This window comes from Pelagibius sp., from assembly GCF_028281305.1.
Taxonomy (GTDB): Bacteria; Pseudomonadota; Alphaproteobacteria; order Kiloniellales; family Kiloniellaceae; genus Pelagibius.
Window position 1 is genome coordinate 13,550 of the sequence record NZ_JANQKD010000087.1, and the last position, 26,602, is coordinate 40,151.

Genomic DNA, 26,602 nt, shown 5'->3' on the forward strand with positions numbered 1-26,602 from the left:
GGCCCGCCTTCAGCAGCCGATGCGCTGCGCTTCCTGACGGGCTCTTTGGATGATTGTGGCGGAGGCGTCGGCATAGCGCTGCTGCAAGACCTCGAAAGTACCGCAGGCATCGTCCTTGCTGCCGAGCGAGGCCAGGGACATGCCGAGCTTCAGGAGGTTGTCGGGCGCTTTCGGATTGTTGGGATAAGCCTCGAAGCCCTCGGCGAAGGTCACCGCCGCCTGCTGGTAGTTGCCCCGCACATAATACGTTTCGCCGAGCCAGTACTTGGCATTGCCCGCCAGCGGATCCTGCGGATGCTGTGCCAGGAAGGTGCTCAATGCCTGTTCGGCGCCGTCATAGTTCGCCTGCCGCAGCAGACCGAAGGCGTAGTCGTACTGCTCACGCGGCGTGGATCCGGGCAGGGCCGCTGCTTGCGCAGGGGCGGACGCGGCGGGGGCGCCCTGCGGTGCGGGGGCCGCTGCCGCCGGCACGTTTTGCTGCTGGCGGCGGAAGTTCTGCAGATCGGTCTCCGCAACGGTGCCCAGCGTGCCCGGTGTCGGGCTGCTCGCGGTTCCGGACGGCAGGCTTTGCGCCGGGGCAGCCGCCAGGGAGTCGGATGGCGCAAAGCCCTGGCCGGTGCCGGCAGCGGCCGGCGCCTGGCCTGGAAGTTGGCCCGAAAGCGCACCCGCGCCACCGCCGGTCGGTGCCGCCCCGCCTTCGAGCTGCTGCAGGCGCAGATCGACATCGGCCACCAGCCGGTCGAGACGCTCCGTCACGCTGTCGGTCTGGAAGCGCATCTCCTCGACCTGGCCGGTCAGGCTGCGCAGCTCGGCCTCAAACTGGTTGAGGCGCAGCTCGATCCGCGCCGCCTGGGTGGGGCTGACGCCGGCGCCGGTCCCAGTGGCCGGTGCCTCTCCGCCGTAGACCTGCCGCTGAAGGTCGGAGAGCTCGCGCTGCAAACGCTGGATCTGATCGTCGACGGACTGGGCGGCCAGACTCTGTGGATTGCCGACAACAAGAACCGCTGCCAGCAAGGCTGCCGGAACTGCCGCCGAAATGAAGCCTGCCGGGAAGCACCCCCGGGACCGGACCCCATCTTCGCGCCTTGCCCACAGTGTTGCGGTGGTCATTGCTTCATCCTCCGCCCAAATCATCATCGCGCCCAAATCGCCGACCCAGCGCGCCCTCGCCGCCCATAGGACCCGGCCCATAGACCTCGGCCCATCGAACGCGGCCCATAGAGTTCGGGCGGTGATGCCGTGCCTAGCCATACTCCCGCAGGAGACCGGTCTGCCAGCGCTTCATGTCATTATTATGGCGCCGTTACGAAAACCCTTATAAGCCCTGGCCCTTGCGCCGAAAAGGGCAGCCCTCAAACGAAATGCCAAAAGAAAAGGCCCCTTCGGTCATCGCGGTCGCCCGCCCAACCGAAGGGACCTCTTCAAAGACTGCGTTTCCGTCGCCCTGGAACCCGCTTCCGGAAAGCAGGTCCAGACCATGGGGAAACCCGGACCGAAGTCCTTAGTTCACCACAAACGCACCGCGACGGTTCTGAGCCCAGGCCGACTCGTTTGAACCCAGCACGGCCGGGCGCTCTTCACCGAAGCTCACCGTGCTGAGGCGGCCGGGGTTGATGCCGAGCGCAATCAGATAATCACGCACCGAATTGGCGCGGCGCTCACCCAAAGCCAGGTTGTACTCGCGGGTACCGCGTTCGTCGGCATGGCCTTCGATCGTCAGGGTCGTCGCCGGATTGGTATCCAGCCAGACGGCAAGCGCTTCCACCGTGCCGCGCTGGTCGGCGCGGATGTTGAACTGATCGAAGTCGAAGAAGACGCGGTCGCCGACCTCCACGGTCAGATCTTCCTGCGTACCGGCAGCCGGGCCGGGAATCGTGCTGGACTGGGTCGTATCGCCGGAGGAGCTGGACGTCGTCGACCCGCTACCGGCGCCGCCGCCAGACGTGGTCGCGCCCTCTTCGGACGGGGTTGAACAAGCCGCAAGCAGCATCGCCGCGAAGACGGTCGTAACTAGGGAAAAGCGCATAATCTGCCCTCTCAAACACATCCCCGGATTTTATGGATTGAGGCAGACCTGCCACCGGTGATTTCACAGGTCATGCCTGCTTGATATGCCCCCCCAACGACGGCCCCTAAAGGCCGAAAATGGTTAACGGACTATACCGATGCCCCCCTAGGGAATCAAGGGGGACCAAGCCGGATCAGAGCCGTCCAGAGGCGTCACAAGCTCACGTTCATTGAACCCTGTCAGATCAATCGTAAAGATCTTGCTAGTGATGCGTCCCTGCGAATCCGCCCGTGTGGTTCGGAAGTAGGAAAGCACCCTCCCATTCGGCGCCCAGGTGGGCGCCTCGACGTTGTAATCACGCACCAACATCCGCTCGCCGCTGCCGTCGGCACGCATGATACCAATGTAAAACTCCCCTGCGTGCTGGCGCGTGAAGGCGATCAGGTCGCCGCGCGGCGACCAGACCGGCGTGAAGTAATTCCCCTTACCACGACTGATTCGGCGCACGTTACTTCCATCGCGATTCATCACATAGAGTTGAGGCCGCCCGCCGCGGTCGGAATTGAAGACGATTTGACTCGAATCCGGTGAAAAGGACGGGGAGGTGTCGATCCCCGGATGGTTGGTCAGCCGCTGCTGGCGCCGGGTGCGCAGGTCGATGGCGTAGACCTCCGAATTGCCGTCCTTGGCCATCGACAGCGTCACGGTGTTGCCGTCGGTGGAGAACCGAGGAGCGAATGTCATTCCCGGAAACTCGCCCAGCACCTCCTGCTGACCGGTGTCCAGGTTGAAGAGATAGACCCTGGGCACCTCGCGTCCGCCGGTCCGCTGGAAGGCGAGGTAGGTGATCTCCCGCGTGGAGGGCGAAAAGCGCGGCGTGAGGACGATTTCGTTGCCGGCCGTCAGGAATCGGTGGTTCTCGCCGTCCTGATCCATGATCGCCAGACGCTTGATGCGCCGGTTCTGCGGCCCCTGCTCGGCGATGTAAACGATCTGCGTGGTGAAGTAGCCGGATTCTCCGGTCAGGCGCTGATAGATCTGATCGGAGATGCGGTGGGCGATGTTGCGCCAGTTGGTCACCGTCGTGGTGTACTGCAGGCCGGTCATCTGGGCTTCGGAGAACACGTCCCAGAGGCGGAACTGTACCCGCATCCGTCCGTCGGCCTGCATCTGGACGTTGCCGGCCACCAGCGCCTGGGCATTGATCAGGCGCCAGTCGCCGTAGCGCGGCCCGTTGCGCAGACTGGAGGCGTCCTGAATGAAGGCGCGCTTGTCGACGGGCCTGAACAGGCCGCTGCGCTCCAGGTTGGCGGCAACCACCCGCGCGATGTCGCCGCCCAGCTTCTGCTCGTCGGCGACTTCACCGAAGAGGTCGGTGATGGCGATCGGCAGGGGCTCGACGAAACCCCGGGTGATGTCCACCTGGAGCTGCGCCTGCGCCGGGCCCGGCACCGTAAAGACCGCGGCGACAAGGCTCGCCGCCAGAAGCGCCGGGACCAGGAAAAGGCTGCGGCAGACCCCCGCCGCGGAACGGGATTTGGAGCGCTGCATCGACGTCATGATCCGAACATCTCTCTCGGGTTGAAGGTCAGGTTCATCTGCTTCCATTCTGAATACTGTGCGACCGGCAGCTCGAAGGGGCTGCAGCGCAGGATCGCCCGGACGGCGGCCTCTGCGGCGGTGCGGAAGTAGGCGTCGCGGCCCATGCGCCGAAGGTCGACGACCTTGGGCTGGCCGATGACACGGCCGTCGGGGGCCAGGTTGACGATCACCTCGACGATCAGATCCTCGGCCTGCAGCGCGCCGGCATCGGGGCTCCAGCAGCGCTCGACCTGACCGCGGATCGAGTTTTCGAGCTGCAGGCGCTGCACCGCCGAGACCCGCGCCTGCGGCGCCTGGGTCGGTGCCGCCGCGGTCTGCTGCTGACGTTGCGGAGTCTGCTCTGCCAGTTTCTCCACATTGCGCAGGATCGAGGACATACGATCCTCCGGCTTCGGCTCTTCCTCCTTCGCCGGCTCCTCGACCTTTTCGGCCACCTGGATCTCAGGTTTGCGCGGCGGCTTGGGCGGCAGCCTCGTCTCGGGTTCGGGCTCCGGCTCGGGTTCCGGCTCAGGCTCAGGCTCGGGTTCGGGCTCCGGTTCCGGCTCGGGCTCGGGCTCGGGTTCCGGCACGGGCACAGGCTCCGGTTCGGGCTCAGGCTCAGGCTCAGGTTCCGGGATCGGCTCGGGCTCCGGCGGCGGCGCTTCGGCAATCTCCGGCTCCGGCTCGGGCGCCTGCTCAGGCGCCTCCGGCGGCTCCGGTTCCGGGTCCGGCTCGATCTCCTGTTCGATGCGCGCCGCTTCCTCCGGCAGCGTGACCAGCTGGACCGGGATCGCATCGAAATCCGTCAGAGGCTCGTGGAACACGGGCAGCCCGACCACCAGCGCGACGATCACCGCCAGGTGCAGAAGTCCGGAAAAAATGGCTGCCTTGACCATGCCTCAGTCGAACCGCGTCTTTCTCTTATCGTCCGTTTGGGGCGCTAGTTGCCCTGGGCGTCATCCGCGGCGGGTGCGCCTTCTGCCGGCGCCACGGCTTCGTCGCCCTTGGGCAATTCGGCGATCAGCGCCACGCGCTGGAAGCCGGCGGTATTCACCGTTCCCATCACCTGCATGATGCGGCCATAGGCGATCGCCCGGTCGCCACGCACGAAAATGCGGGTGTCGGGCTTGCTTTCGGTAATCGCGCGCAGGCGCGGGACGAGCTGTCCGATGTCCACCGGCGAATCCTGGATGTAGATGGTGCCTTCTGAGTTGACGGAGATGACCAGCGGTTCATCCGGATCGGCGATCGATTGGGCCTGGGTCTTGGGCAGATCGACCGGCACGCCCACGGTCAGCAGCGGCGCCGTGACCATGAAGACGATCAGGAGCACCAGCATCACATCGACGAAGGGGGTGACGTTGATCTCGCTGAGCGGCCTGTAGCGCCCGGCTTTGCGGCCGCGCCCGCGGGCCGCCGGCACAAGGGTGGCTGCCATGGCTCAGGCCTTCTCGTCGAGTTTGCGGGACAGGATGGCGCCGAACTCGCCGGCGAAGGCCTCCAGACGGCCGGCGTAGCGGCCCAGGTCGTTGGACAGCTTGTTGTAGCCGATGACCGCCGGGATCGCCGCCACCAGGCCGAGCGCGGTGGCGAAGAGCGCCTCGGCGATGCCCGGCGCCACCACCGCCAGGCTGGTGTTCTTGGCCGCGGCGATGGAGGTGAAGGCGTTCATGATGCCCCAGACCGTGCCGAAGAGGCCGATAAAGGGCGCCGCCGACCCCACCGAGGCGAGGAAGGTCATGTGGCGCTCCAGGCGCTCCATCTCCCGCCCCAGGGCGATTTCCATCACCCGTTCGATGCGCTGCTGCAGGCTGGCCTTGACCTCCGACGCGCTGCTGAGGCCGCGCGCGGAAGAGCGGCGCCACTCCCGCATTGCCGAAACGAAGACCGAGGCCATGGGGTCGGGCGGGCGGTTGTCGAGGCGGTCGTAGAGATCGTCGAGGGAACCGCCGGACCAGAAGGCCTCTTCGAACTGCCCGGCCCGCTCCTTCAGCCGGCGCATGCGCAGGACCTTCTCGAAGATGATCGCCCAGCTCCAGAACGAGGCCAGGATCAGGAGGACCATGACCGCCTGCACGACGATATCGGCCTCCAGGAAGAGCCCCCAGACCGAAAGGGTCGGATCGACCGATCCTTCGAGTTCCAACGAGTTAATGGCGTCCTGTTCCATGGGTTACCCCTGCTCCATCGGCATCAAGTAAGGCTGCAAGGCGGCGCGGACCGTCTCCGGAATGCGGGTCGGGCGGCCGTCGTTGCGAACCGAAGCAACTTCTACCTCCAGGCGCACTAACACTTCGTCAGCGCGCCAGATCGATTGATCGGCGACCAGGCTGGCGCCCTTCAGCGCGGTGAAGCGCGACCGCACCTCGACAAGGTCGTCGAGGCGCGCCGGGCGGCGGAAGTCCAGACTGCAGCGCCGGAGTGCGAAGACAACGCCGGAACGGTCGCGCAGCTCGGTCTGCTCGATGCCCAGAAGGCGCAGGACCTCGGTGCGGGCGCGCTCGGCGAAGTTCAGATAGCGGGCGTGGTAGACGACGCCGCCGGCGTCGGTGTCTTCATAGAAGATCCGCAGGGGATAGCGGTGCTCGCCATCGACCAGACTGCCGGAAAGGCTGCCGGGGAAGCCGGCCGCGATGGTGCCGGAAAGCGCGGTCAAGCCGAGGCCTCCCCATCGCCGTCCAGGCCTTCACCCGCGTCGTCGCCCAGCAGGTCGAGCTGCTCCAGCCCGCGCGGCGCCTCCAGGCCCAGGTAGGCGAAACCGCCGCGCGAGAGCACGCGTCCGCGCGGCGTGCGCTGCACCAGGCCCTGCTGGATCAGGTAGGGTTCGATGACCTCTTCCAGTACATCGCGCTGCTCCGAGAGGGCGGCCGCCATGGTCTCGACACCAACCGGCCCGCCGCCGTAGTTGTCGGCCATGCAGCGCATGTAGCGGCGGTCCATGGCATCCAGGCCGCGCTCGTCCACGTCCAGGCGCTTGAGCGCGCCGTCGGCCTGCGGCGCGGCGATCACCTCCACCCCCGCCACGGCGGCGAAGTCGCGCACCCGGCGCAGCAGCCGCCCGGCAACGCGGGGCGTACCGCGCGAGCGCCGCGCGATCTCCGCGGCCCCGTCCTCGGTCAGCTGCATGTCCAGCACCTTGGCGCCGCGGCTGACGATCTGCTGCAGTTCTTCCGGCTCATAGAACTGCAGACGCAGGGGGATGCCGAATCGTTCCCGCAAAGGCGTGGTAATGAGCCCGGAACGGGTCGTCGCCCCGACCAGGGTGAAGGGCGGCAGGTCGATGCGGACCGACCGCGCCGCCGGCCCCTCGCCGATGATGAGATCCAGGTGGAAGTCCTCCATCGCCGGGTAGAGCACCTCCTCCACGGCCGGGGAAAGGCGGTGGATCTCGTCGATGAAGAGCACGTCGTGGGGCTGCAGGTTGGTCAGGATCGCGGCCAGGTCGCCGGCCTTGGCGATGACCGGGCCGGAGGTGGCCCGGAAGCCGACCCCCATTTCCCGGGCGACGATCTGGGCCAGGGTGGTCTTGCCGAGCCCCGGCGGGCCGAAGAAGAGGACATGGTCCAGGGCATCGCCGCGCCCGCGCGCCGCCTGCACGAAGACCCGCAGGTTCTCCCGCACCGCGCGCTGGCCGATGAAGTCGTCGAGATGGCCGGGACGCAGACTGAGCTCGCCGCCGTCCTCCTCGCGGAAATTGGGGGAGATCACCCGTCCGTCGCTGGCGCTGCTGTCGCTCACGCGGGCCCCTCCGTCATTGCGCCAGCTCCTTCAGCCCGGCCTTGATCAGCGCCTCGACCGGCGCCTCGGCGCCGAGATCGCCCATGGCCTTGGCGACCGCCGAGAAGGCCTCGGCGCGGCGATAGCCCAGATTGACCAGCGCCGAGACAGCGTCTTCGGAAACGCCGGGGACCGCCTTGCCGCCGCCGTTGGCGAGCGCTACCGGTCCCAGGGCCATGCCCCCGGCCTTGTCCTTCAGTTCCGCGGCGATGCGCCCGGCCAGCTTGGGCCCGACGCCGCTGGCCCGTGCCAGCGCCGCCTTGTCCTGGGCGGCGATGGCCTGGACCAGATCCGCGGGCGGCAGCACGGAGAGGATGGCCAGCGCCATCTTCGCGCCGACCCCCTGGACTCCGTTCAACAGGCGGTACCAGTCACGCTCGGCGGCATCGGCAAAGCCGAAGAGGTGGATGTGGTCCTCACGCACATGGGTTTCGATCAGCAGGCTGGCCGCGCCGCCGGGGGGCGGCAGCATGCCGAGGGTCCGGCCCGAGCAGTACACCAGGTAACCGACGCCGCCGACGTCGAGGATCGCCCAGTCCTCGCCGCTGGAATCGACGACGCCGGTGAGCTTGCCGATCATGCGGCGCCTCCCGAAGAGGCGGCACGGAGCGGGTCTTCGCGCCCGCCCGCCCAACGCTGGCCGGTCGCATGGTGGTGGCTGTGACAGATAGCTACCGCCAGGGCATCGGCGGCATCCGGCGCGGAAACGGCGCAGCCGGGCAGCAGCCGGGCGACCATCATCGCCACCTGCTTCTTGTCGGCATGACCGGTCCCGACCACCGCCTTCTTGACGATCATCGGCAGATACTCGGCCACGGGTAGACCGCTCAAGGCCGGGGTCAGCAGCGCAATGCCGCGGGCCATGCCCAGCTTGAGGGTGGAGGAAGGGTTCTTGTTCGCCAGGGTCACCTCGACCGCCGCGGCGTCGGGGGCATGCTCCGCCACCACGGCGGCAAGGCCGCGATGGAGCTGCAGCAGGCGCTCCGAAAGCTCGGCAGCAGTGTCGGAAACGACAACGCCGTTGGCCACGTGGCGCAGATGGTTGCCCTCCGCCTCGATCACTCCCCAACCCGTGTGGCGCAACCCGGGATCCAAACCAAGAACTCGCATCGCGATCGCTTCGCTTTCTCCTCTTTCAAAAGCCCCCGGTCCCCGGTCTCGTGAGTCCCGGCCCCTTGCGCGGTGCATCCCCCGGCGCACCCCGGCCTCTACAACCGGCCCTGGCCCGCGTGCCTATGCCGTCAGACGCGCCATGACGTCGTCGCTGATCTCGAAATTCGCCGAAACCCTCTGGACATCGTCGCTTTCATCCAGCACGTCCAGCATCTTCAGCATGGTCTGCGCCTTGTCCTCGTCGATGGCCACGGTGTTCTGCGGCCGCCAGGTCAGCTCGGCTTCGCTGGGGTCGCCGAAGCGCTCCGTCAGCGCGTCGCGGACCGTCGAGAAATCGTCCGGGTCGCAGGTGATCTCATGGGCTTCGGCGCCGCTCTCCACGTTGCTGGCCCCGGCCTCGACACCGGCCTCGAAGACGTCGTCGGCCGAGCCGATCGCGGCCGGGTAGGTCACCACGCCGACGCGGTCGAACATGAAGGACACCGAGTTGGTTTCCCCCAGGCTGCCGCCGTGCTTGCTGAAGGCGGCGCGCACTTCGGAGGCCGTGCGGTTGCGGTTGTCGGTCAGCGCCTCGACGATGACGGCGACGCCACCGGGGCCGTAGCCCTCGTAGCGCACCTCTTCGTAGTTGGTATCGTCCTCGCCGCCGGCCGCGCGCTTGATGGCCCGCTCGATGTTGTCTTTGGGCATGTTGGCCGCCCGCGCCGCCTGGATCGCGCCCCTGAGGCGCGGATTCTTGTCCGGCTCCGGCAGCCCGGATTTGGCCGCGACCATGATTTCCCGGGTCAGCCGGGCGAACTGCTTGGCGCGCTTCTTATCCTGCGCGCCTTTGCGGTACATGATGTTCTTGAACTGTGAATGGCCCGCCATAATCAGACGATCCTATCCTACATAGTGGGTCGATTTTTGGTAAAGCCTACCACATTTTGAGGTTAAGCGGGGCATTCGACCCTCAGCGATAATCTCGCAATATGGCGACAATAGGGCGGCTTCTATCAGGTCGCGGGCCGAACCAAAAGCCTGTCTGCCCCAGTTTCCGCCCCAGTTTCCGCCGCAGTTGGCGCCCGGTTGGCGCGGCCGCCCCGGACCTGCCCCGCCGGCCTGCCCCGCCGGCCCACCCGGAACGCCGGTTAACGGCTCCTTAAACCCCTTGGGCGAGACTGACGCCCAGCGACGATTCCGGGCAGAGGCCCGGATCCCTTGGACAAAGAGGACCTGCGCCGCAATGCCGCTGCCTTTGAACATCATCGATCTGGCGATCACCGAGGAGATTTCGGCCGATACGGCAGAGGTTGCGCGCCGCCTGGAGCAGGCGGCCGAGTTGGTCGAAGGCTTTGCGCAGCAGACCGGCCTCGAGGCTCTGGACAGCCTGCTCATCATGGCCGACGAGGCAGCCACCGAGGGGCCCACCAAGGACGTGGTCGAGGAGGTCCGCAGGATCGCCGGCGACATCGAAGACCAGAGCGGCATCCTGCTCTGCGAAGTGGAGCGCTTCGTCTCCGTTTCCACCGAGCGTTAACGCCCGGCCAACACCCCATCTCTGCCAATCCGGCCCCCTTACCAAGCGGGGGCGCTACCAATCGGGCAGGAATTCCCCCAGGCGCCCGCCCAGGCGCAGCGGGGCAACCCGCGCGGCCAGACCGCTCGCCTCATCGGTCTCCACCAGGACCCCGCAAAGCGTCCCCTCCCCGCCGGCGACCGACAGGCGCTCGCCCCGCACCTTCTTGACGAAACGGTCGATCGGCACCTTTTTGTCCATGCCGATCACCGAATCATAGTCACCGCACATGCCGGCATCGCTCTGATAGGCCGTGCCGCCCGGCAGGATCATGCTGTCCGCCGTCGGCACATGGGTATGGGTGCCGACGAAAAGAGAAACCCGGCCGTCGACGAAGTGGCCGGCGGCCATTTTCTCCGAGGTGGCTTCGGCATGGAAGTCCACCACCGCCGCGTCGACGCTGGCGCCCAGGCGATACTGGGCCAGCAGCCCTGCGATGGCGGCAAAAGGATCGTTCAGGTCTTCCATGAAGAGCTGGCCCATGACGTTGATGACCAGCACCTTCTTGCCGCGCGCGGTGGTGTAGACCCCCACACCGCGCCCCGGCGTCCCCTCCGGATAGTTGTGCGGCCTCAGCAGGCGCGGCTCGCCGCCGATGTAGGCCATCACCTCGCGCTGGTCCCAGCTGTGGTTGCCGCCGGAGATCACGTCCACCCCGGCCTCGAAGAGCTGGCGGCAGATCTTCTCGGTGATGCCGAACCCGGAGGCCGCGTTCTCGCCGTTGGCGATGACGAAATCCAACTTCAACTGCTTACGCAGGCCGGGCAGACGCGCCAGGACCACGTCACGACCTGGGCGCCCGACAATATCGCCGCAGAACAAGAGTCTCATAGAATCAATCGCTTTCCACTTGAGAGCGGACCGCCGCCTGACGGCGACCCAGCCCAACACGGCGCCGCTTTCGGATCCGCCGGCGCGTCACGGCGAAGGCGGACCGAACCGGAGAACCGCTGCCTCGGTGACCACCGCATCAAGCCGCTGGTCGTTGCCGTCGTGCGGGACCGCGGCGACCTGCTGGGCGGCATAGGCGACGCCGACGGCGAGGATATCGCTCCTGCCGCGCAGCAAGGCAAGGCTGCGGTCGTAGAATCCGCCGCCATAGCCCAGGCGATAGCCTTCCCCATCGAAGGCCAGAAGCGGCACCAACAGCACCTGCGGCTCGAACACCGGTTTCTCCGGCAGCGGCTCCTGGGTGCCGAGCGCGGCGGGCAGGAGGGTATCGCCAGGGGCCCAGACGCGGAATTCCAGAGGCCGCCCCTTCCCTGCCAGGGCCGGCAGGGTGAGCCGGCAACCGGCCTCGCCAAGGGCCTGGAGCAGCGGGCGGGGATCGATTTCGTCGGCCATGGGCCAGTACCCGGAGACGACAGTGCCGGGCCCGGGCGCGAAAGCGGAGAGAAACTGCGCACAAAGAGCCGCTGCAGCCCGCTGCCCGGCCGCGGTATCGGCGGCGGCGGCACTGGCACGGACCGCCCGGGCCGAGCGGCGCAGAGTGCGCTTGGCCGCCGCAGGTTCGGTGGCGCCTCCGGCGTCAGGCGCTTTGGCGCTCATAGCGTTCCGGCGCGCTGGAACGCGGCTCCAGAGGCACGCTGGTGCAGGCAGCTTACTTGGGGGAAAGGTCGGGCGGCGCCGCGGTGGCCGTTGGTAGCATGGGATCCTCTGTGGCCTGCCAAGCAGGTGGGCGCCATATACCGAGGCCAGGGCCCCGGCAGGGACAGCTCCCGAGAGGTTCGGTATTGGCCCCAGGGATCGCGAAACCTGACGCACCCCGCAGCGCCGCCCGCCAAACCTTGGATTATCTATGCCTCCTGCAGGCGGGCGGCAATAGCCTCGATGCGCTGGGCACAGGCCTCCAGCGCCTGAGTGGCCCTCTCATCGCCGGCTCCGGGGCCGGCTCCGGGGCCGGCTCCGGGCGCTGCGCCTGCGCCGACGCCGTAGCTGGCCGCCTGGCTCAGCGGCACTTCGCCGGTCTTCAAGCCGTCGATCTGGCGGCGGGCGTCGAACAGTTCGTCGGCCACCAAGAGGCAGGACATAAACAAAAGGCGCTGTTCGCCGACCTGCCCGACGCTGCCTTCCAGCTCCCCGACCTTGCGGTCGATGTACTCGGCCAGCTTCAGCAGGTGGCCCTCCTGCCCGTCGTCGCAGGTGACCTGATAGGAGCGGCCATGAACCATCAGGGAAATCTGTGCCATCGTGACGTCCTAACCTATCCGCCTGTCTACCCGGCTGTCCTAACCCGCCAGGCGGCGCAGCCGCAGGATGGCCGAGTCGAGACGGGTCGAAACGGTGCTGGCAAGCTGCTGCAGGACCGCGTTCTCACGCTGCGCAGCCTTCAGGGCGTCGCGCAGCGCCTGGTCGTCGCCACCGCCTGCCGAAGCGCGCGCCGCAACAACCTGCTCCAGGTTGTCGATCGCCTGTTGCAGTCGCTTGCTGGCTTCGTCCAACTGTGCCATCGGCTTTCCGTCCAGTCTTCGTCGGCCAACCCAAAAGGTGACAGTCTACCGTCTGCCACCATGTCAACGGCTGTCACCATAGGCGTGCGTCCCGTGACCGGTCAACCTGGGAGCCCTAGGCTTCCATGCCACTGCGCGGCCTGACGAAATGCCCGGAGATTCGCTCCCATTGCGGCCAGATGCCGGTTGACCTTGGCCAGCCGTGTCGGCATGTTGCGCCCACCTAGGCCGCGCAGCGCTCTGCGCCGCCTTCTTGTTCCCCAACAGGTGGACTTTCGATGGACGCCGTCACGTCGTCTGCGCCGCAAGACAGCAGCAACGCCCCCATGGACCAAGCCAACACGCCCCATCGAGACATGGCCCCCCATCGCGACATGGCCAACGCCATCCGCGCCCTGGCCATGGATGCCGTACAGAAAGCGAACTCCGGCCATCCCGGCATGCCCATGGGCATGGCCGACGTGGCAACGGTACTCTTCACCCGTTTCCTGAAGTTCGATCCGGCAACGCCCGACTGGGCGGACCGTGACCGTTTTGTGCTCTCGGCCGGGCACGGCTCGATGCTGCTCTACGCGCTTCTGCATCTGACCGGCTACGAAGACATGACCATGGACGAGCTGCGGTCTTTCCGCCAGCTCGGCAGCCGCACCGCGGGGCATCCGGAGTACGGCCATGCCGCCGGGATCGAAACCACCACCGGCCCGCTGGGCCAGGGCCTTGCCAACGCGGTGGGCATGGCGCTTGCCGAACGTCTGCTGAACGCCCGCTTCGGCGACGACCTCGTCGACCACTACACCTATGTCATCGCCGGCGACGGCTGCCTGATGGAAGGGGTCAGCCACGAAGCGGTCTCTCTGGCCGGCCACCTGAAACTCAACAAACTGATTGTCCTTTTTGACGACAATGCCATCTCGATCGACGGCAGCACCGACCTCGCCGTCTCCGACGATCAGTTGAAGCGTTTCGAGGCCTCGGGCTGGGCGACCAGCAGAGTGGACGGCCACGATCCGGAGGCGGTTGCGGCGGCCCTGACCACGGCGCAGGCCAGCGACCGGCCGAGCCTCATCGCCTGCAAGACCACCATCGGCTATGGCGCCCCCAACAAGCAGGGGACGGCTGCCACCCACGGCAGCCCCCTGGGCGAGGACGAGGTGGCCGGCGCCCGCAAGGAACTGGGCTGGCCCCATGCGCCCTTTGAGCTGCCCGAGCAGGTGCTTTCGGCCTGGCGCGCCGCGGGCGCCCGCGGCGGCGAAGCGCTTGCGGCCTGGCGGCAGCGCCTGGACGCGGCCCCGGCGGAGCGGCGCCAGACCTTCGAGCGGCAGATGGCCGGCAAACTGCCCGAGGGCTGGAAAGAGGCCGTGGCCGCCTTTAAGGCCGAGGTGGTGGCCGAGGCGCCGAGCGTTGCCAGCCGCGTCTCCTCCCAGAAGACCCTGGATGTGCTCACCGCCGCAGTTCCCGAGTTGGTCGGCGGCTCCGCAGACCTGACCGGATCGAACAACACCAAGACCAAGGTCCAGGGAATCGTCTCCGCCGACGATTTCTCCGGCAGCTATCTGCACTACGGCGTGCGCGAGCACGGCATGGCCGCGGCGATGAACGGCATCGCCCTGCATGGCGGCCTCATCCCCTACGGCGGGACCTTCCTGGTCTTCACCGACTATTGCCGGCCCTCGATGCGCCTCTCGGCACTGATGAAGCAGCGGGTCATCTACGTCATGACCCACGATTCCATCGGGCTCGGCGAAGACGGCCCGACGCACCAGCCGGTCGAGCATCTGGCGGCGCTGCGCGCCATTCCCAACCTGCTGGTCTTCCGCCCGGCGGATATCGTCGAAACTGCGGAGTGCTGGGAACTGGCGATCGAGGCCGAGGAAACGCCCTCGGTGCTGGCGCTGACCCGCCAGGGGTTGCCGACGTTGCGCAAGGACAGTTCGGAAAACCATTCGGCCTATGGGGCCTATATCATGGTGCCCGCAGACAGCGAGCGGCAGGTGACCCTGCTGGCCTCCGGCTCCGAGGTGCAGATCGCCGTCGAGGCGCAGAAGATGCTGCGCGACGAGGGTATCTCCGCCGCCGTGGTTTCCGTGCCCTGCTGGGAGCTCTTCGAACAGCAGCCGCCGCACTACCGCGACGAGGTGCTGGGCCCGGGCACGCTGCACATCGCCATCGAGGCCGCCAGTTCTTTCGGATGGGAACGCTGGATCGAGTCCGGCGGCGGCTTCGTCGGCATGCGGTCCTTCGGGGCCTCGGCGCCGGCCAAGGATCTCTTCAACCATTTCAACATCACCGCCGAAGCCGTTGTGGAGGCCGTCAAGACACGTTTTTGACCACTCCAAAGCGGAGCGGCCTTCCTATATAGATGCGCAAAAAAACGGAGGGCTCAGCCATGACTTCTGCACAGCTCGCGGACACTGCCAACGCGCTCGTCGCCGACGGCAAGGGCATTCTTGCCGCCGACGAGAGTTCACCCACAATCAAGAAGCGCTTCGACAGCATCCAGATCGAATCGACCGAGGAGAACCGCCGCGACTACCGCGACATGCTGTTCTCCACCCCCGACGCCGGAGAATTCATCTCCGGTGCCATCCTCTTCGACGAGACCATTCGCCAGACCGCAGCCGACGGCACCACGCTGGTGAAGAAGCTGGAGAGCGCCGGCATCATTCCCGGCATCAAGGTCGACATGGGGGCCAAGCCCCTGGCCGGACATCCCGGCGAGACCGTCACAGAGGGGCTTGATGGCCTGCGTGCCAGGCTGGAGGACTACGCCAAGCTGGGCGCGCGCTTCACCAAGTGGCGCGGCGTCTACTCAATCGGCGAGGCCATGCCCAGCGCCGCCTGCATCACCGCCAACGCCCACGCGCTCGCCCGCTACGCCGCCCTGGCCCAGGAAGCCGGCCTCGTGCCGATCGTCGAGCCCGAAGTGCTGATGGACGGCGACCACAGCATCGACGACTGCGAAGAGGTGACCGAAGAGGTGCTGCGCAGCGTCTACAACGAGTTGGCAATCCAGGAGGTTTCGCTGGAAGGCAGTCTCTTGAAACCCAATATGGTGATTTCCGGTCAGGACTGTCCGGAGCAGGCCGGCGTGGCGGAGGTGGCGGAGCGCACAGTGCGCTGTCTGAAGCGCACCGTACCGGCGGCGGTGCCGGGGGTTGTCTTTCTTTCCGGCGGACAGAACGACGAGTTGGCGACCGAACACCTGGACGCCATGAACAAGCTCGGCGATCTGCCCTGGAAGCTGAGCTTCTCCTATGGCCGTGCGCTGCAGGCAGCTCCGCTCAAGGCCTGGTCGGGACAGGCGGCCAATCTGGCGGCCGGTCAGGCGGCGTTCCTGGAGCGGGCGAAGGCGAACAGCGCCGCGGCCACGGGCACCTACGCCTGACGGGGCGCCCGACAGGCAGCTGAACGGCTACCGGTAGCGCATCGAAACGGCAGACAGTCACCAAACGCGGTTCCCCGGAAGGGGGTGCAATCAATAAGAAGGGAAGCAGGACCATGGCAATTAAGGTTGGCATCAACGGCTTCGGCCGGATCGGACGGCTGGTGTTCCGCGCGGCGATGGAAAGCAAGCGCAAGGACGTCGAGTTCGTCGCCATCAACGACCTGGGCACGCCCGAGGCCAATGCCCACCTGCTGAAATACGATTCGGTCCACGGCACCTACCCCGGCAAGGTCGAGGCCATGAAGGACGCCATCAAGGTCGACGGCAAGAAGGTGAAGGTCTTCGCCGAGCGCGACCCGGCACAGCTGCCCTGGGGCAAGCTGGGCGTCGACGTGGTCATGGAGTGCACCGGCATCTTCAACAGCAAGGACGCGGCCAGCAAGCATCTGGAAGCCGGCGCGAAGAAGGTGCTGGTCTCGGCCCCCGCTTCCGGCGCCGACATCACGGTGGTCTACGGCGTCAATCACGACAAGATCAAGAAGAGCCACCACGTCGTCTCCAACGCCTCCTGCACCACCAACTGCCTGGTTCCGGTGGCCCACGTGCTGGAGCAGACCGTCGGCATCAAGCACGGTTTCATGACCACGGTGCACTCCTACACCGGCGATCAGCCGAGCGTCGATACGCTGCACAAGGACCTGCGGCGTGCCCGCGCCTCGGCGCTGTCCATGATCCCCACCTCCACCGGCGCCGCGCGCGCGGTCGGCCTGGTGCTGCCGGGACTGAAAGGCAAGCTGGACGGCACCGCCATCCGGGTGCCGACCCCCAACGTCAGCCTGATCGACCTGACCATCGAGGCGAAGAAGAAGACCACGGCCGAAGCCGTGAACAACGCCATGATCAAGGCCTCCAAGGGCAACCGCCTGAACGGCGTGCTGGCGGTCAACGAGGCGCCGCTGGTGTCGACGGACTTCAACCACTCCAACGCCAGCTCCACCTTCGATGCCACCCAGACCCAGGTGCTCGACGACACCTGCGTGCGGGTGCTGTCGTGGTACGACAACGAATGGGGCTTCTCGAACCGCATGAGCGACACCGCCGTGGCGCTCGGCAAGCTCATTTAGCAGACACTGAAGAAACAGCGGCGGAGGGCGGGGCCTCGAGGGCTCCGCCCTTTCTCATGCCCGGATTCCAGCTATCGGGGGCGCCCGATCCAAGGCAAAGCGGCAACCGCGAAATATCGTCCCCTTCCGCCCGATCCGGCTCTATCATGACCGGCCATGCAGGGCAGAACGATCATCATCCACTCCCTCGAACATGCCGTCGCCGCGCTCCGCGCCGCGCGGGAGGTGGGCTGCGCGGTCACCCTGGCCTCGCCCCCTGGCGCCGCGGCCTATACCGGCGCGCTGTGGTTCCGCGAGGTGGTGAAGGAAGCCGCGCGCGAGGTGCCGGAGGCGGAGTTCACGGCGATCCTGGACTGCGGCGACAAGCCGGGGCTGGTGATGGCGGCTTTCCGCCAGGGCGTGCGCTCGGTGCGCTTCACCGGCGCCAAGGTCGAGCGCGACAAGCTGGAGGCGCTGGCCGAGCAGGAAGGCTATCACCTGATCACCGGGGCTCTGGACAGTCTGGACCTGGCGGCGGAAGACGATCTGACCGCCGCCTGCCGGGCCTGGCTGGGGGCACAATGAATCACCCGAAACAAAACCGGCAGACGACACGGCAAGCCCTTGCGGACAGCCAGCGCCGCAGCCTGACCCACCTGACCAAGGACGTCAAAGCGGCGAAGGGCGGTATGCTCTGCCTCTTCACCGGGCCGTCCGGCAGCGGGAAGGCGCTGGCGGCCAAGACCGTGGCGTCCGACCTCGGGCGGCCGCTTCACCGCGTCTCGCTGAAGGCCCTTCGGACCAAGTACATCGGTGAGACGGAGAAGAACCTGAAAGAGGTTTTCGCTCGGGCAGAGAGCGCAAGCGCCATCCTCCTCTTCGACGAGGCCGACGCGCTCTTCGGCAAGCGCAGCGACGTTGAGGACGCTCACGACCGCTATGCCAACCAGGAGGTCAGTTATCTGCTCGATGCGTTGGAGCGCTTCGGCGGCCTGGTGATCCTGACGGCCAACCGGAAAGACGCGCTCGACGAGGCCCTGGCCCGCCGGCTGCGCCACATGGTCGACATTGCGGACAACGAAGACTGAGCGGCGGCATCGGTGGCAGACGGTCTTCAGTTTCTCCTGGTTTCGCCGCCCTTGGATGCGGAGCCTTGCCGCGACGGCGGGTTCCTCGCCGGCCTCACGGCGGTGCTCCAGGCCCACGACGATGCGCCCGCCGCCGGCCTCTCGGCGCTGCTGCTGCGCGACGGCACGCTGGACGATACCGCGCTGCTGGAAACCGCCGCGCCGATCATCCATGCCGGCCAGGACGCCGGTCTCGCAGTGCTGCTGGAGAACAGGAGGGAGCTTGTCGACGCGAGCGGCTGCGACGGCCTGCATGTCAATGCCGAGGCCGAAGGAAAGGCCTTCGCCGGCTTGCGCCGCCACCTGGGCGATGACCGCATTCTCGGCGCCGGCTGCGGGGCCTCGCGCCACGCCGCCATGCTGGCCGGCGAAGCGGGCGCCGACTACGTCGCCTTCGGCGGCCTGGAGGCCGGCAGTGCCGCGGACCCGGCGCTGGTCGCCTGGTGGGCCGCCTGCATGACCCCGCCGGTGGTCGCCCTCGGCGCGGGAACGCCGGAGGAGGTGGCCGCCCTGGCCACCGCCGGCGCCGACTTCGTCGCCCTCGCCCCGGCCCTCTGGCTCGAAGACACCAACCCCGCCGCCGCTGTGACGACGCTGATCGCCGCTGCCTCCGGCAAGGCCTGAAAGGCCGCGCTTCCGCGCTCCCTCGGGCACCTCGGGCGTTGCCACCCCAGGGGCAAGCTGGTAGCTTCCGCGCGCTTTCCAGAACTGCCATTTTCCCGGACCCTTCGGCCATGAAGATCAACGGCAATGCCATTCGCCCCGGCAACGTCATCGAGCACAAGAACCGCCTCTGGCGGGCGGTGAAGATCCAGCACACCCAGCCCGGCAAGGGCGGCGCCTATCTGCAGGTGGAGCTGAAGGACATTCGCGACGGCACCAAGCTGAACGACCGCTTCCGCGCCAGCGAGGACGTCGAGCGCGTCCGCCTGGACCAGAAGGAGTTTCAGTTCCTCTTCGCCGAGGACGAGATGCTGACCTTCATGGACAACGAGACCTACGAGCAGATCAGCCTGCACAAGGACATGGTCGGCGAGCCGGTGGTCTATCTGCAGGACGGCATGACGGTGACCATCGAGTCCTACGAAGGCGAACCGATCTCGGTCATGCTGCCGGACACGGTGATCATGGAGATCGTCGAGGCCGACGCGGTGGTGAAGGGGCAGACCGCCTCCTCCTCCTACAAGCCGGCGAAGCTGGAGAACGGGGCCCGGGTCATGGTGCCGCCGCATATCGAAAGCGGCACCCGCATCGTCGTGAACACCGCCGATTCAACCTATGTGGAGCGGGCCAAGGGCTAGCCCCGCCGCTTCTCCGAGGCCACAGCCGGGGCGCTTTTCGGGGCGCCCGCCGCCCGCAACACGTTTCGACCCGCAGTCCGTTTCCGTCCGCAGTCCTCCAACGAAGGCATCCTCCGCCATGGCCACCCGCTCCGCCCTTATCAACGTCATGGTGAAGGCCGCCAACAAGGCCGCGCGCGGGCTGAAACGCGACTTCGGCGAGCTGGAGAACCTCCAGGTCTCCCGCAAGGGACCGGCGGACTTCGTCTCCGCCGCCGATCTGAAGGCGGAGAAGACCCTTAAGGAGGAATTGTCCCACGCCAGACCGGGATACGGCTTCCTGATGGAGGAGTCCGGCAGCCAGGCACCCAGCGACGGCAACACCCGCCGCTGGCTGGTCGATCCACTGGACGGCACCACCAACTTCCTGCACGGCCTGCCGCAGTTCGCCATCTCCATCGCCCTGGAGGAGCGCGGCGAGGTCATCGCCGGGGTGGTCTACGACCCGATCAAGGACGAGCTCTTTCACGCCGAAAAGGGCGGTGGCGCCTTTCTTAACGACCGGCGCCTGCGGGTTTCCGCCCGCAACCGCCTGGGCGAGAGCCTGATCGGCACCGGCGCCCCCTTCCTGGGCCGCGGCGACTCCGAGCGTTTTCTCGGCGAGATCGACGCCGTCATGCAGAACACGGCGGGAATCCGCCGCTGGGGCTCGGCTTCCCTGGACCTCGCCTATGTCGCCGCCGGACGTTTTGATGCCTTCTGGGAGTGGGGCCTCTCCGCCTGGGACATCGCCGGCGGAATCATCCTGGTGCGCGAGGCCGGCGGCTACGTGAGCGAGGTAAACGGCAAGCAAATCAACCTGGATAGCCCAAGCATTCTGGCCAGCAACAACAATATCCACAGCGATCTGATGAAGCTGCTCCGCAAACCTTTGAGTAACCAAAGGGCGCAATAATAGGGGCGTGGTAGTCCCCCCGGCCCTGCGGCCGGCGGGAATGAAGGCTGCTGCCGGCGTCCGTAAAGCGGTTGTCGCCGGTCGGCCGGCGGAATACTGTTAACCAAAAGGGTTGCCTTAGGGGAATGGGGCATCAGGGGCCGCAAATGAAGAGATTTGCAGAGCGGAGTGGTCGGATGGGCTTCGAGCAGCGTCACCCGGTGTCGGGTTCGCGGTCAGGAAAGCTGGCAGCCGGGCTGCTGGCCGCCACGGCTGTGGTGGCGCTCCTGGGTGCCGCGGCCCTGACTGCCGGGCCGGCTTCGGCCCAATCCCGGTCGAATTCCGGCATTACCGTCAACACCGACGTGCTGGACAGCCTGGGCCCGGGCCCGCAGCCCCTGACGCCTTTGCCTCTTGCACCGCTGCCCCAGGCTGCCCCCACGCCCCTCGGGCCCGGCGCCTCTGCGCCGGCCGGCACCGAAATGCGCCTGCTGCCGCCGGCCTCCGGCACCCGGCAGACCCGCGGAATCGTGGTCACCCGGCCTTCGACCCTGCTGTTTCCGCCGCTTCAGGACCCCTCGAGCACCCTGACGCCCGGCTTCTCGGCCGACGTTGCCCGCGAGCAGCGCAAACAGGCCTTCGACAACGCCTTCGCCAATGGCCCGGAACCCCAGTCGCAGCTGCTGCTGCCGCTTGCCGAGAACGGCGGCGCCGCGCCGCAGGACGACGGCGAGTGGGTCTTCGAGACGGTCATCATCGAATCCAGCCCGATCCCCGAGATGCCGGGGCGCAAGCCTGCGCCGACGCCCGCCATGCTGGCCGCCCTGACCGAGGCGATCATGGCCGATGCGGCAGCGCAGGAGCCGGGCCTGGAAGAGACCCTGAAAGGCTCGCTGCCCGCCGTCGCGGTGACGCCGGTGGAGACCGTGGAGCTGGAGCCGCAACTGGCACCGGAGTTCCGCACCCCGCCGGCCGCCGAGGACGCGAATTCCGAAGCCGGCAGCGAAACGGCGCCGGACCAGGTTGCAGGGCTGACCCCTTCGGATCTGCGGGCGGAGCCGGGTCACGCGGTCGCAGAGACCCAGATAGTCGAAGAGATTGGGGAAACGGATCCTGCGGCTCCGGCTGAGGCCCAGACCCAGACCGAGCCTGCCGGCAAGACGGTTGCGGTCGCTGCCGTGCCCGCCGAGGACGCCCCGGCAGCAGCGGCTCCGAACGCTCCGGTCAGCCTGTTGCCCCAGAACCTCGCGGAGAACAGCGCCACGCCGGCAGCGGCGAGCCCGGAAACGCAAAGCGCTGCTGAAGGCTCCTCCACCGCGCCGGTCGCCGCTCCCGCGCTCGCCGAGGGCACGACCCAGGTTGCCAGCCTGCCCCACTCTCCAGAGGTTGTCGGCTCCGCGGCCGCGCCAAGCCTGAAGGATGTGACCTTCACCTTCGCGGCGGATTCAGCAGAGCTGAGCACCACCGCACAGGCGGTGCTGCGCTCGCTGGCGGACGATCTGCGGGACCAGGGCGACGACCGCATTCAGGTGCTCGGCTACGCCGCCGATGAGGGCGGGTCGCCCGAACTGGCCCGCCAGCTTGCCCTCTCCCGCGCCCTGAAGGTCCGGACGTTCCTGATGGATGCCGGCATTTCCTCCGCCCGCATCCAAGTGCGCCCGCCCAGGGGCACCGCCGACAGCGGCCCGGCCAACCGGGTCGACATCAAGCCGATCGGCAGCTAAGCAGCCGTTTCGCGGCCCGCGGGCCAGCGGGTTGGTGCAGGCGCCGGTCGGATCGATCGGCGCCCCTCACTGCGATTCGCCCAATCAAATCCATTCCCAATGACCGGAAGATGCTCTAACCCTTAGGACATGCTATGTAGAGGGCGAATCTGGCGCGTCTAGGCGTGCCGGAGAGGGTGCCCGGTGACCGACAGCGCCGCTCCGGACCGCGGGCGGAGACGAGGATTAAGACCTTTTCGCATGTCCTTCCTGCAGACTTATCTCCTGCGCATGGTGCTGTTCCTGGCCGCTGTCCTCGTTGCCGGCGCCTTTATCGCCCCGCAGTTGCAGGACGCCTTCCTGGCCAACTGGCTTCTCAACGGCCTGATCATGCTGATCCTGCTGTTCGGCATAGGGCTCAGCTTCGTGCAGGTGCTGGGCCTGCGCGGCGAGATCTACTGGCTTGAGACCCTGCGCCGGGAAAGCCGCGGCGGCCTGATCTTTCCAGGCACGCTGTCGCAGGATTCACCGCCGCGCCTGCTGGGGCCCATGGTCACCATGATCGGCGACCGCGCCGGTCGGCTGTCCCTCTCGACCATGTCGATGCGCACGCTGCTGGACACCATCGCGGCGCGGATCGAGGAATCCCACGAGATTTCCCGCTACATCATCGGCCTGCTCATCTTTCTCGGCCTCTTGGGCACCTTCTGGGGCCTCTTGGACACGGTGAACGCCGTGGGTCAGACCATCGGCGGCCTTTCCGGCGGCAGCGGCGACCCGGTGGTCCTCTTCGAGGAACTGAAAGGCGGGCTGGAGGCCCCGCTGTCGGGCATGGGCACGGCCTTTTCCTCCTCCCTGTTCGGCCTCGCCGGATCGCTGGTGCTCGGCTTCCTGGAACTGAATTCCAGCCAGGCCCACAACCGCTTCGTCAACGAACTCGAGGAGTGGCTTTCCAGCGTCACCAAGCTCGGCAGCGCCACCGCGACCGGCGAAGGCGAGCAGCCGGTCTCGGCCTACGTCCATGCACTGCTGGAGAAAACGGCCGACAGCCTGGAGCAGCTCCAGCGTACCGTCGCACGCGGCGAGGAGGACCGGGCGGCGATCAACCAGAACCTCGCGGCGCTCACCGAACGACTCAGCAACCTCACCGACCATATGCGCACCGAGCAGTCGGTCATGCTTTCCATCGCCGAAACCCAGGCGAGCCTGAAACCTCTGCTGACCCGCATCGCCGATGCCAGCGGCGAAGAGGCCGGGCTGGACAAGGCCACGAAGGGGCATATCCGCAACCTCGACCTGCGGCTGGAGCGCATGGCGGCGGAGATGGCCGGCGGGCGCGAGCAGGCGGTTGAGGAACTGCGCAGTGAGATCCGCCTGCTGACCCGCACCCTCGCCGCCATGGCCGAGGAAGGCTAGGTAAGGACCCACTATCAGGATTAGGTGCACAATGAGATCGACTTTTCGACCGCACCTGGCAGGCGCCGCGCGCAGCACGATGTGGTGCATCGGGCAAGCGTGGCAACGCCGCGGGTGCGGAGCGAAAAGCGACCCCGCGGGCGGCCGGGAACGCTCCGTGGACGTTGTCGCACCGGCTTGCCGATGGCCCACATCGCCTGCACCGGTGCTCCTAGCCACGGGGGGTTCCCGAGCGTCTCATGGCGCACACAATCCTGGTAGTGGGTCCTAATGTACGCGCTCGGCCGCGGCGGCTCGCGGCGCTCCATCAACATCTGGCCCGGCTTCGTCGACGGCCTCGCCACCCTGCTGCTGGTGGTGATCTTCGTCCTCATGGTTTTCATGGTGGCGCAGTTCTTTCTCTCTATCGCCATCACCGGCAAGGACGAGGCGCTCCTGCGCCTGGAAAACGAGATCAACGAACTGGCGGACCTGCTGGCGCTGGAGCGCAGCGCCAATGCCGATCTGCGGGTCAATGTCGCCCAGCTCTCCTCGGAACTGCAGTCGTCGCTGGCCAATCGGGAGGCCCTGACCAGTCAGCTTGCCGCCCTGACCGAGCAGCGCGAGTCCCTGGCCGACCAGCTTGCCGCCCTCGCCGACGAGCGTGACGACCTGGCAAACCTGCTGGCCGCCGAACGGGAAGAAAGCAGCCGCCTCGCCGCCCTTCTCAGCAGCAACGAGGAGGAACTGGCGACGCTGCGCGGGCAGGCCGACGAGCGCGAACAGGCCCTGACGGTGAGCCAGGCCGAATTGGCGGCGGTGCGCGAGGCCCTGGCGCGGCGCGAGGCCGAGTTGGAGGAAAGCCGCCAGGCGCTCACCGAGAGCCAGGCCGAGCTGGATGCGGAACGCGCGCGCCTGGAGGCTGCCTTGGCGCGCCTCAACACCGACCAGGAGAAGCTCGAGGAGGCGCTCGCCGCCATCGCCGCCGGCCAGGTGGAACTGGAGGATGCCTTCAAGACCATCGAAGCGGACAAGGAGACGATCGAGGCACAATTGGCGGAACTCGCCATCCTGCGCTCCCTGCGCGACGACCTGGTGAAAAAACTGCAGGCGGCGGAGGCCGCAGGGCGCGAACAGACCGCCGCCCTCGCCGAGCAGGAAGAACTTTCCGAAGAGGCACAGATCCAGATCACACTGCTGAACCAGCAGCTCGCCGCGCTGCGCCAGCAGCTCACCACGCTGTCCGAGGCGCTCGACCTGGCGGAGTCCGAGAACGAGGCGCAGCAGGTGCAGATCGCCGACCTCGGCCGGCGCCTGAACGTCGCGCTGGCCAGCAAGGTGCAGGAGCTGGCGCGCTATCGCTCAGAGTTCTTCGGGCGCCTGCGCGAGGCCATCGGCAACCGCCAGGACATCCGTGTCGTCGGCGACCGCTTCGTTTTCCAGTCGGAAATCCTGTTCCGCAGCGGCTCGGCCACCATCGGCGAACCCGGCCAGGTGCAGCTCGCACGCCTCGCCGAGACCCTGCAGGAGATCGCGGGGACCATCCCCGACGAACTGGACTGGGTGCTGCGGGTCGACGGCCATACCGACCGCGCGCCCATCAGCACGTTCCAGTTCCCCTCCAACTGGGAGCTTTCCTCCGCGCGTGCCATCGCCGTTACGAAGTTCCTGATTGCCCAGGGCATTCCCCCGACCCGCCTGGCCGCCACCGGCTTCGGCGAGTTCCAGCCGCTGGACTCCGGCAGCGACGAAATCGCCTTCCGCCGCAACCGCCGCATCGAGTTCAAACTCACCCAGCGCTAATCAATAACCGAGTTCAGTGATAGCAGGGGGGACGATGGCGGCGACGGCTGAGCAAAGAAAGACGCAGATCGTGGTTGTCGGCGGCGGGGCCGGCGGCCTCGAACTGGTGCGCCGTCTCGGCACCCGCTTCGGGCGCGACGCCTACGACATCATCCTGGTCGAGCGCAACCGCACGCACATCTGGAAACCCCTGCTGCACGAAGTCGCCGCCGGCTCGCTGGATGCCAACATGGACGAGGTCGGCTACGGCGGCCACGGGGTGCGCTGGGGCTACCGCTTCTTCTACGGCACCTTTGCCGGTATCGACCGGGAACGGCAGGTGGTGCGCACGGCGCCGCTGCTGGACGAGGACGGGAAGGAGGTCATCGGCGCCCACGACATCCGCTACGACTATCTGGTGCTGGCGGTTGGCGGCGTGTCCAACGACTTCGGCATCCCGGGCGTCGCGGACTACGCCCTGTTTCTGGAGGACCGGCAGCAGGCCGACCAGTTCCGCTCGAAGCTGCTGAACGCCTGTCTGCGGGTCACCCACAAGGTCGCGCAGGGCGAGACCGACGCCATGGTCAGGATCGCCATCGTCGGGGCCGGGGCCACCGGCGTCGAACTGGCGGCGGAGCTCTACAACGCCGCCCACGCGCTGCGCCACTACGGCCTGGAGGTCTTCGACGAAACGCGCCTCAAGGTCACCATCCTCGAGGCCGGGCCGCGCATCCTGCCCGCCCTGCCGGACAAGCTCGCCGAGGCGGCGGCAGCGGAACTCGAAGCCCTCGGCGTCGAGATCCTGACCGGCACCGCCGTCGAAGCGGTGGAGCCCTCAGCCGTCAGGACCGAGAGCGGACGGACCATCGCCGCCGACCTGACCCTCTGGGCAGCGGGCGTGAAGGCCCCCGACTACCTCTCCGGCCTGGCAGGCCTCGAAACCGACCGAGCGCACCGGCTGGTCGTTCGCCCCAGCCTGCAGACGACCGCCGACGACCGGATCTTCGCCATCGGCGACTGCTGTTCCTATACCCCGGCCAACGAGGAGCGGCCGATCCCGCCGCGCGCCCAGGCAGCGCACCAGATGGCGAGCCTGGTCTTCGAGAACATCGTGAACCTCACGGAAGGCCGTCCGCTGAAGGACTTCGTCTACAACGACCGGGGGTCGCTGGTCGCCCTCAGCCGCTTTTCGACCGTCGGCAGCCTGATGGGCAATCTGGTGGGTGGGCGCATGGCGGTGGAGGGGCGCTTGGCGCGGATCGCCTATACCTCGCTCTACCGCATGCATCTCATCGCCATTCACGGCTGGTTCAAGGGCCTGGCCATGATCCTGGTGGGCCACGTCAACCGGATCGTCCGGCCCAAGCTGAAGCTGCACTGAAGCCCTTCTTGCGTGCCTGGCCAGG

At 67.3% G+C, this 26,602-nt stretch carries 28 protein-coding genes and 1 other RNA gene; 13 read left to right on the forward strand and 16 right to left on the reverse strand.

The window, feature by feature from the left end; genetic code table 11:
• Nucleotides 1–9: 9 nt before the first annotated feature.
• The 11 genes from ybgF to Q0982_RS16905 form a co-directional block, all read right to left on the reverse strand.
• Complete coding sequence (gene ybgF, locus Q0982_RS16855; protein ID WP_299397430.1) at nt 10–1,014, reverse strand: tol-pal system protein YbgF; 1,005 nt, start codon at nt 1,012–1,014, stop codon at nt 10–12.
• A 487-nt stretch (nt 1,015–1,501) separates the two neighbouring features.
• Nucleotides 1,502–2,026 (reverse strand): peptidoglycan-associated lipoprotein Pal, encoded by a 525-nt coding sequence (gene pal / locus Q0982_RS16860; protein ID WP_299397432.1) that lies wholly within the window; start codon nt 2,024–2,026, stop codon nt 1,502–1,504.
• A 147-nt stretch (nt 2,027–2,173) separates the two neighbouring features.
• Nucleotides 2,174–3,568 (reverse strand): Tol-Pal system beta propeller repeat protein TolB, encoded by a 1,395-nt coding sequence (tolB, locus tag Q0982_RS16865; protein ID WP_299397433.1) that lies wholly within the window; start codon nt 3,566–3,568, stop codon nt 2,174–2,176.
• Nucleotides 3,565–4,485, reverse strand: coding sequence for a hypothetical protein (locus tag Q0982_RS16870; protein WP_299397435.1), 921 nt, complete (start codon nt 4,483–4,485; stop codon nt 3,565–3,567). The genes tolB and Q0982_RS16870 overlap by 4 nt, the downstream gene beginning before the upstream one ends.
• Nucleotides 4,486–4,529: 44 nt before the next feature.
• Nucleotides 4,530–5,027 (reverse strand): protein TolR, encoded by a 498-nt coding sequence (tolR, locus tag Q0982_RS16875; protein WP_299397437.1) that lies wholly within the window; start codon nt 5,025–5,027, stop codon nt 4,530–4,532.
• Nucleotides 5,028–5,030: 3 nt separating this feature from the next.
• The gene (gene tolQ, locus Q0982_RS16880) at nt 5,031–5,759 is read right to left on the reverse strand and encodes a protein TolQ (RefSeq protein ID WP_299397438.1); all 729 of its coding nucleotides are present in this window, start codon (nt 5,757–5,759) and stop codon (nt 5,031–5,033) included.
• A 3-nt stretch (nt 5,760–5,762) separates the two neighbouring features.
• Nucleotides 5,763–6,245: a tol-pal system-associated acyl-CoA thioesterase gene (gene ybgC, locus Q0982_RS16885; RefSeq protein WP_322097052.1), complete on the reverse strand. Its 483-nt coding sequence runs from the start codon at nt 6,243–6,245 to the stop codon at nt 5,763–5,765.
• Complete coding sequence (gene ruvB / locus Q0982_RS16890; protein ID WP_322097054.1) at nt 6,242–7,297, reverse strand: Holliday junction branch migration DNA helicase RuvB; 1,056 nt, start codon at nt 7,295–7,297, stop codon at nt 6,242–6,244. The genes ybgC and ruvB overlap by 4 nt, the downstream gene beginning before the upstream one ends.
• Before the next feature lie 43 nt (nt 7,298–7,340).
• On the reverse strand, nt 7,341–7,946 hold the full coding sequence (gene ruvA / locus Q0982_RS16895) for a Holliday junction branch migration protein RuvA (protein WP_299397442.1): 606 nt from the start codon (nt 7,944–7,946) through the stop codon (nt 7,341–7,343).
• Nucleotides 7,943–8,476, reverse strand: a complete 534-nt coding sequence (ruvC, locus tag Q0982_RS16900) for a crossover junction endodeoxyribonuclease RuvC (protein ID WP_299397443.1) — start codon at nt 8,474–8,476, stop codon at nt 7,943–7,945. Before ruvC ends, ruvA begins: the two co-directional genes overlap by 4 nt.
• A 123-nt stretch (nt 8,477–8,599) precedes the next feature.
• A complete protein-coding gene (locus Q0982_RS16905) occupies nt 8,600–9,349 on the reverse strand; it encodes a YebC/PmpR family DNA-binding transcriptional regulator (protein ID WP_299397444.1) in 750 nt (249 codons plus the stop codon).
• Nucleotides 9,350–9,704: 355 nt separating this feature from the next.
• Here Q0982_RS16905 and Q0982_RS16910 point away from each other — a divergent pair, with 355 nt between their 5' ends.
• Nucleotides 9,705–9,998: a hypothetical protein gene (locus tag Q0982_RS16910; RefSeq protein ID WP_299397446.1), complete on the forward strand. Its 294-nt coding sequence runs from the start codon at nt 9,705–9,707 to the stop codon at nt 9,996–9,998.
• Nucleotides 9,999–10,052: 54 nt separating this feature from the next.
• Here the strand turns inward: Q0982_RS16910 and Q0982_RS16915 are convergent, their stop codons facing one another.
• The 5 genes from Q0982_RS16915 to Q0982_RS16935 form a co-directional block, all read right to left on the reverse strand.
• Nucleotides 10,053–10,868, reverse strand: a complete 816-nt coding sequence (locus Q0982_RS16915) for a TIGR00282 family metallophosphoesterase (protein WP_299397447.1) — start codon at nt 10,866–10,868, stop codon at nt 10,053–10,055.
• Between the two features lie 87 nt (nt 10,869–10,955).
• A complete protein-coding gene (locus Q0982_RS16920) occupies nt 10,956–11,585 on the reverse strand; it encodes a 5-formyltetrahydrofolate cyclo-ligase (protein ID WP_299397448.1) in 630 nt (209 codons plus the stop codon).
• A 71-nt stretch (nt 11,586–11,656) separates the two neighbouring features.
• A non-coding RNA gene (ssrS, locus tag Q0982_RS16925) (6S RNA) lies at nt 11,657–11,814 on the reverse strand.
• A gap of 19 nt (nt 11,815–11,833) precedes the next feature.
• Entirely contained in the window at nt 11,834–12,226 is a 393-nt protein-coding gene (locus Q0982_RS16930) for a cell division protein ZapA (protein ID WP_299397449.1), read from the reverse strand.
• A 39-nt stretch (nt 12,227–12,265) separates the two neighbouring features.
• Nucleotides 12,266–12,487 carry a hypothetical protein gene (locus Q0982_RS16935; protein ID WP_299397450.1) on the reverse strand — a complete coding sequence of 74 codons (222 nt, stop codon included), beginning with the start codon at nt 12,485–12,487 and terminating at the stop codon, nt 12,266–12,268.
• Nucleotides 12,488–12,813: 326 nt separating this feature from the next.
• Here Q0982_RS16935 and tkt point away from each other — a divergent pair, with 326 nt between their 5' ends.
• From tkt to Q0982_RS16995, 12 genes are all read left to right on the forward strand, one after another.
• Nucleotides 12,814–14,814 carry a transketolase gene (gene tkt / locus Q0982_RS16940; protein WP_299397452.1) on the forward strand — a complete coding sequence of 667 codons (2,001 nt, stop codon included), beginning with the start codon at nt 12,814–12,816 and terminating at the stop codon, nt 14,812–14,814.
• Nucleotides 14,815–14,873: 59 nt separating this feature from the next.
• The gene (locus Q0982_RS16945; RefSeq protein ID WP_299397453.1) at nt 14,874–15,872 is read left to right on the forward strand and encodes a class I fructose-bisphosphate aldolase; all 999 of its coding nucleotides are present in this window, start codon (nt 14,874–14,876) and stop codon (nt 15,870–15,872) included.
• 113 nt (nt 15,873–15,985) lie between these two features.
• The gene (gap, locus tag Q0982_RS16950; protein WP_299397455.1) at nt 15,986–16,996 is read left to right on the forward strand and encodes a type I glyceraldehyde-3-phosphate dehydrogenase; all 1,011 of its coding nucleotides are present in this window, start codon (nt 15,986–15,988) and stop codon (nt 16,994–16,996) included.
• A 156-nt stretch (nt 16,997–17,152) separates the two neighbouring features.
• The gene (locus Q0982_RS16955) at nt 17,153–17,560 is read left to right on the forward strand and encodes a class II fructose-bisphosphate aldolase (protein WP_299397457.1); all 408 of its coding nucleotides are present in this window, start codon (nt 17,153–17,155) and stop codon (nt 17,558–17,560) included.
• Entirely contained in the window at nt 17,557–18,063 is a 507-nt protein-coding gene (locus Q0982_RS16960; RefSeq protein ID WP_299397459.1) for an ATP-binding protein, read from the forward strand. The genes Q0982_RS16955 and Q0982_RS16960 overlap by 4 nt, the downstream gene beginning before the upstream one ends.
• A 12-nt stretch (nt 18,064–18,075) precedes the next feature.
• On the forward strand, nt 18,076–18,726 hold the full coding sequence (locus Q0982_RS16965) for a thiamine phosphate synthase (RefSeq protein WP_299397460.1): 651 nt from the start codon (nt 18,076–18,078) through the stop codon (nt 18,724–18,726).
• A 110-nt stretch (nt 18,727–18,836) separates the two neighbouring features.
• Nucleotides 18,837–19,403, forward strand: a complete 567-nt coding sequence (gene efp, locus Q0982_RS16970; protein WP_299397462.1) for an elongation factor P — start codon at nt 18,837–18,839, stop codon at nt 19,401–19,403.
• A gap of 118 nt (nt 19,404–19,521) precedes the next feature.
• The gene (locus Q0982_RS16975; protein ID WP_299397463.1) at nt 19,522–20,337 is read left to right on the forward strand and encodes an inositol monophosphatase family protein; all 816 of its coding nucleotides are present in this window, start codon (nt 19,522–19,524) and stop codon (nt 20,335–20,337) included.
• 146 nt (nt 20,338–20,483) lie between these two features.
• Nucleotides 20,484–22,040 carry an OmpA family protein gene (locus tag Q0982_RS16980; RefSeq protein WP_299397465.1) on the forward strand — a complete coding sequence of 519 codons (1,557 nt, stop codon included), beginning with the start codon at nt 20,484–20,486 and terminating at the stop codon, nt 22,038–22,040.
• A 240-nt stretch (nt 22,041–22,280) separates the two neighbouring features.
• Nucleotides 22,281–23,435: a flagellar motor protein MotA gene (locus Q0982_RS16985; protein ID WP_299397466.1), complete on the forward strand. Its 1,155-nt coding sequence runs from the start codon at nt 22,281–22,283 to the stop codon at nt 23,433–23,435.
• Between the two features lie 270 nt (nt 23,436–23,705).
• Nucleotides 23,706–25,217, forward strand: coding sequence for a peptidoglycan -binding protein (locus Q0982_RS16990; protein ID WP_299397468.1), 1,512 nt, complete (start codon nt 23,706–23,708; stop codon nt 25,215–25,217).
• Nucleotides 25,218–25,251: 34 nt separating this feature from the next.
• The gene (locus tag Q0982_RS16995; protein ID WP_299397470.1) at nt 25,252–26,577 is read left to right on the forward strand and encodes an NAD(P)/FAD-dependent oxidoreductase; all 1,326 of its coding nucleotides are present in this window, start codon (nt 25,252–25,254) and stop codon (nt 26,575–26,577) included.
• Nucleotides 26,578–26,602 lie beyond the last annotated feature (25 nt).

What these genes read in the sequence shown, in the direction of transcription:
- efp (WP_299397462.1), top strand. Translation starts at nt 18,837, where the DNA reads ATGAAGATCAACGGCAATGCCATTCGCCCCGGCAACGTCATCGAGCAC.
- Q0982_RS16975 (WP_299397463.1), top strand. Translation starts at nt 19,522, where the DNA reads ATGGCCACCCGCTCCGCCCTTATCAACGTCATGGTGAAGGCCGCCAAC.
- tkt (WP_299397452.1), top strand. Translation starts at nt 12,814, where the DNA reads ATGGACCAAGCCAACACGCCCCATCGAGACATGGCCCCCCATCGCGAC.
- tolQ (WP_299397438.1), bottom strand. Translation starts at nt 5,759, where the DNA reads ATGGAACAGGACGCCATTAACTCGTTGGAACTCGAAGGATCGGTCGAT.
- ruvA (WP_299397442.1), bottom strand. Translation starts at nt 7,946, where the DNA reads ATGATCGGCAAGCTCACCGGCGTCGTCGATTCCAGCGGCGAGGACTGG.
- tolB (WP_299397433.1), bottom strand. Translation starts at nt 3,568, where the DNA reads ATGACGTCGATGCAGCGCTCCAAATCCCGTTCCGCGGCGGGGGTCTGC.
- Q0982_RS16985 (WP_299397466.1), top strand. Translation starts at nt 22,281, where the DNA reads ATGTCCTTCCTGCAGACTTATCTCCTGCGCATGGTGCTGTTCCTGGCC.
- Q0982_RS16915 (WP_299397447.1), bottom strand. Translation starts at nt 10,868, where the DNA reads ATGAGACTCTTGTTCTGCGGCGATATTGTCGGGCGCCCAGGTCGTGAC.
- Q0982_RS16935 (WP_299397450.1), bottom strand. Translation starts at nt 12,487, where the DNA reads ATGGCACAGTTGGACGAAGCCAGCAAGCGACTGCAACAGGCGATCGAC.
- Q0982_RS16910 (WP_299397446.1), top strand. Translation starts at nt 9,705, where the DNA reads ATGCCGCTGCCTTTGAACATCATCGATCTGGCGATCACCGAGGAGATT.
- Q0982_RS16995 (WP_299397470.1), top strand. Translation starts at nt 25,252, where the DNA reads ATGGCGGCGACGGCTGAGCAAAGAAAGACGCAGATCGTGGTTGTCGGC.
- gap (WP_299397455.1), top strand. Translation starts at nt 15,986, where the DNA reads ATGGCAATTAAGGTTGGCATCAACGGCTTCGGCCGGATCGGACGGCTG.
- Q0982_RS16945 (WP_299397453.1), top strand. Translation starts at nt 14,874, where the DNA reads ATGACTTCTGCACAGCTCGCGGACACTGCCAACGCGCTCGTCGCCGAC.
- tolR (WP_299397437.1), bottom strand. Translation starts at nt 5,027, where the DNA reads ATGGCAGCCACCCTTGTGCCGGCGGCCCGCGGGCGCGGCCGCAAAGCC.
- Q0982_RS16920 (WP_299397448.1), bottom strand. Translation starts at nt 11,585, where the DNA reads ATGAGCGCCAAAGCGCCTGACGCCGGAGGCGCCACCGAACCTGCGGCG.
- Q0982_RS16980 (WP_299397465.1), top strand. Translation starts at nt 20,484, where the DNA reads ATGAAGAGATTTGCAGAGCGGAGTGGTCGGATGGGCTTCGAGCAGCGT.
- Q0982_RS16870 (WP_299397435.1), bottom strand. Translation starts at nt 4,485, where the DNA reads ATGGTCAAGGCAGCCATTTTTTCCGGACTTCTGCACCTGGCGGTGATC.
- Q0982_RS16960 (WP_299397459.1), top strand. Translation starts at nt 17,557, where the DNA reads ATGAATCACCCGAAACAAAACCGGCAGACGACACGGCAAGCCCTTGCG.
- Q0982_RS16930 (WP_299397449.1), bottom strand. Translation starts at nt 12,226, where the DNA reads ATGGCACAGATTTCCCTGATGGTTCATGGCCGCTCCTATCAGGTCACC.
- pal (WP_299397432.1), bottom strand. Translation starts at nt 2,026, where the DNA reads ATGCGCTTTTCCCTAGTTACGACCGTCTTCGCGGCGATGCTGCTTGCG.
- ruvC (WP_299397443.1), bottom strand. Translation starts at nt 8,476, where the DNA reads ATGCGAGTTCTTGGTTTGGATCCCGGGTTGCGCCACACGGGTTGGGGA.
- Q0982_RS16905 (WP_299397444.1), bottom strand. Translation starts at nt 9,349, where the DNA reads ATGGCGGGCCATTCACAGTTCAAGAACATCATGTACCGCAAAGGCGCG.
- Q0982_RS16955 (WP_299397457.1), top strand. Translation starts at nt 17,153, where the DNA reads ATGCAGGGCAGAACGATCATCATCCACTCCCTCGAACATGCCGTCGCC.
- Q0982_RS16990 (WP_299397468.1), top strand. Translation starts at nt 23,706, where the DNA reads ATGTACGCGCTCGGCCGCGGCGGCTCGCGGCGCTCCATCAACATCTGG.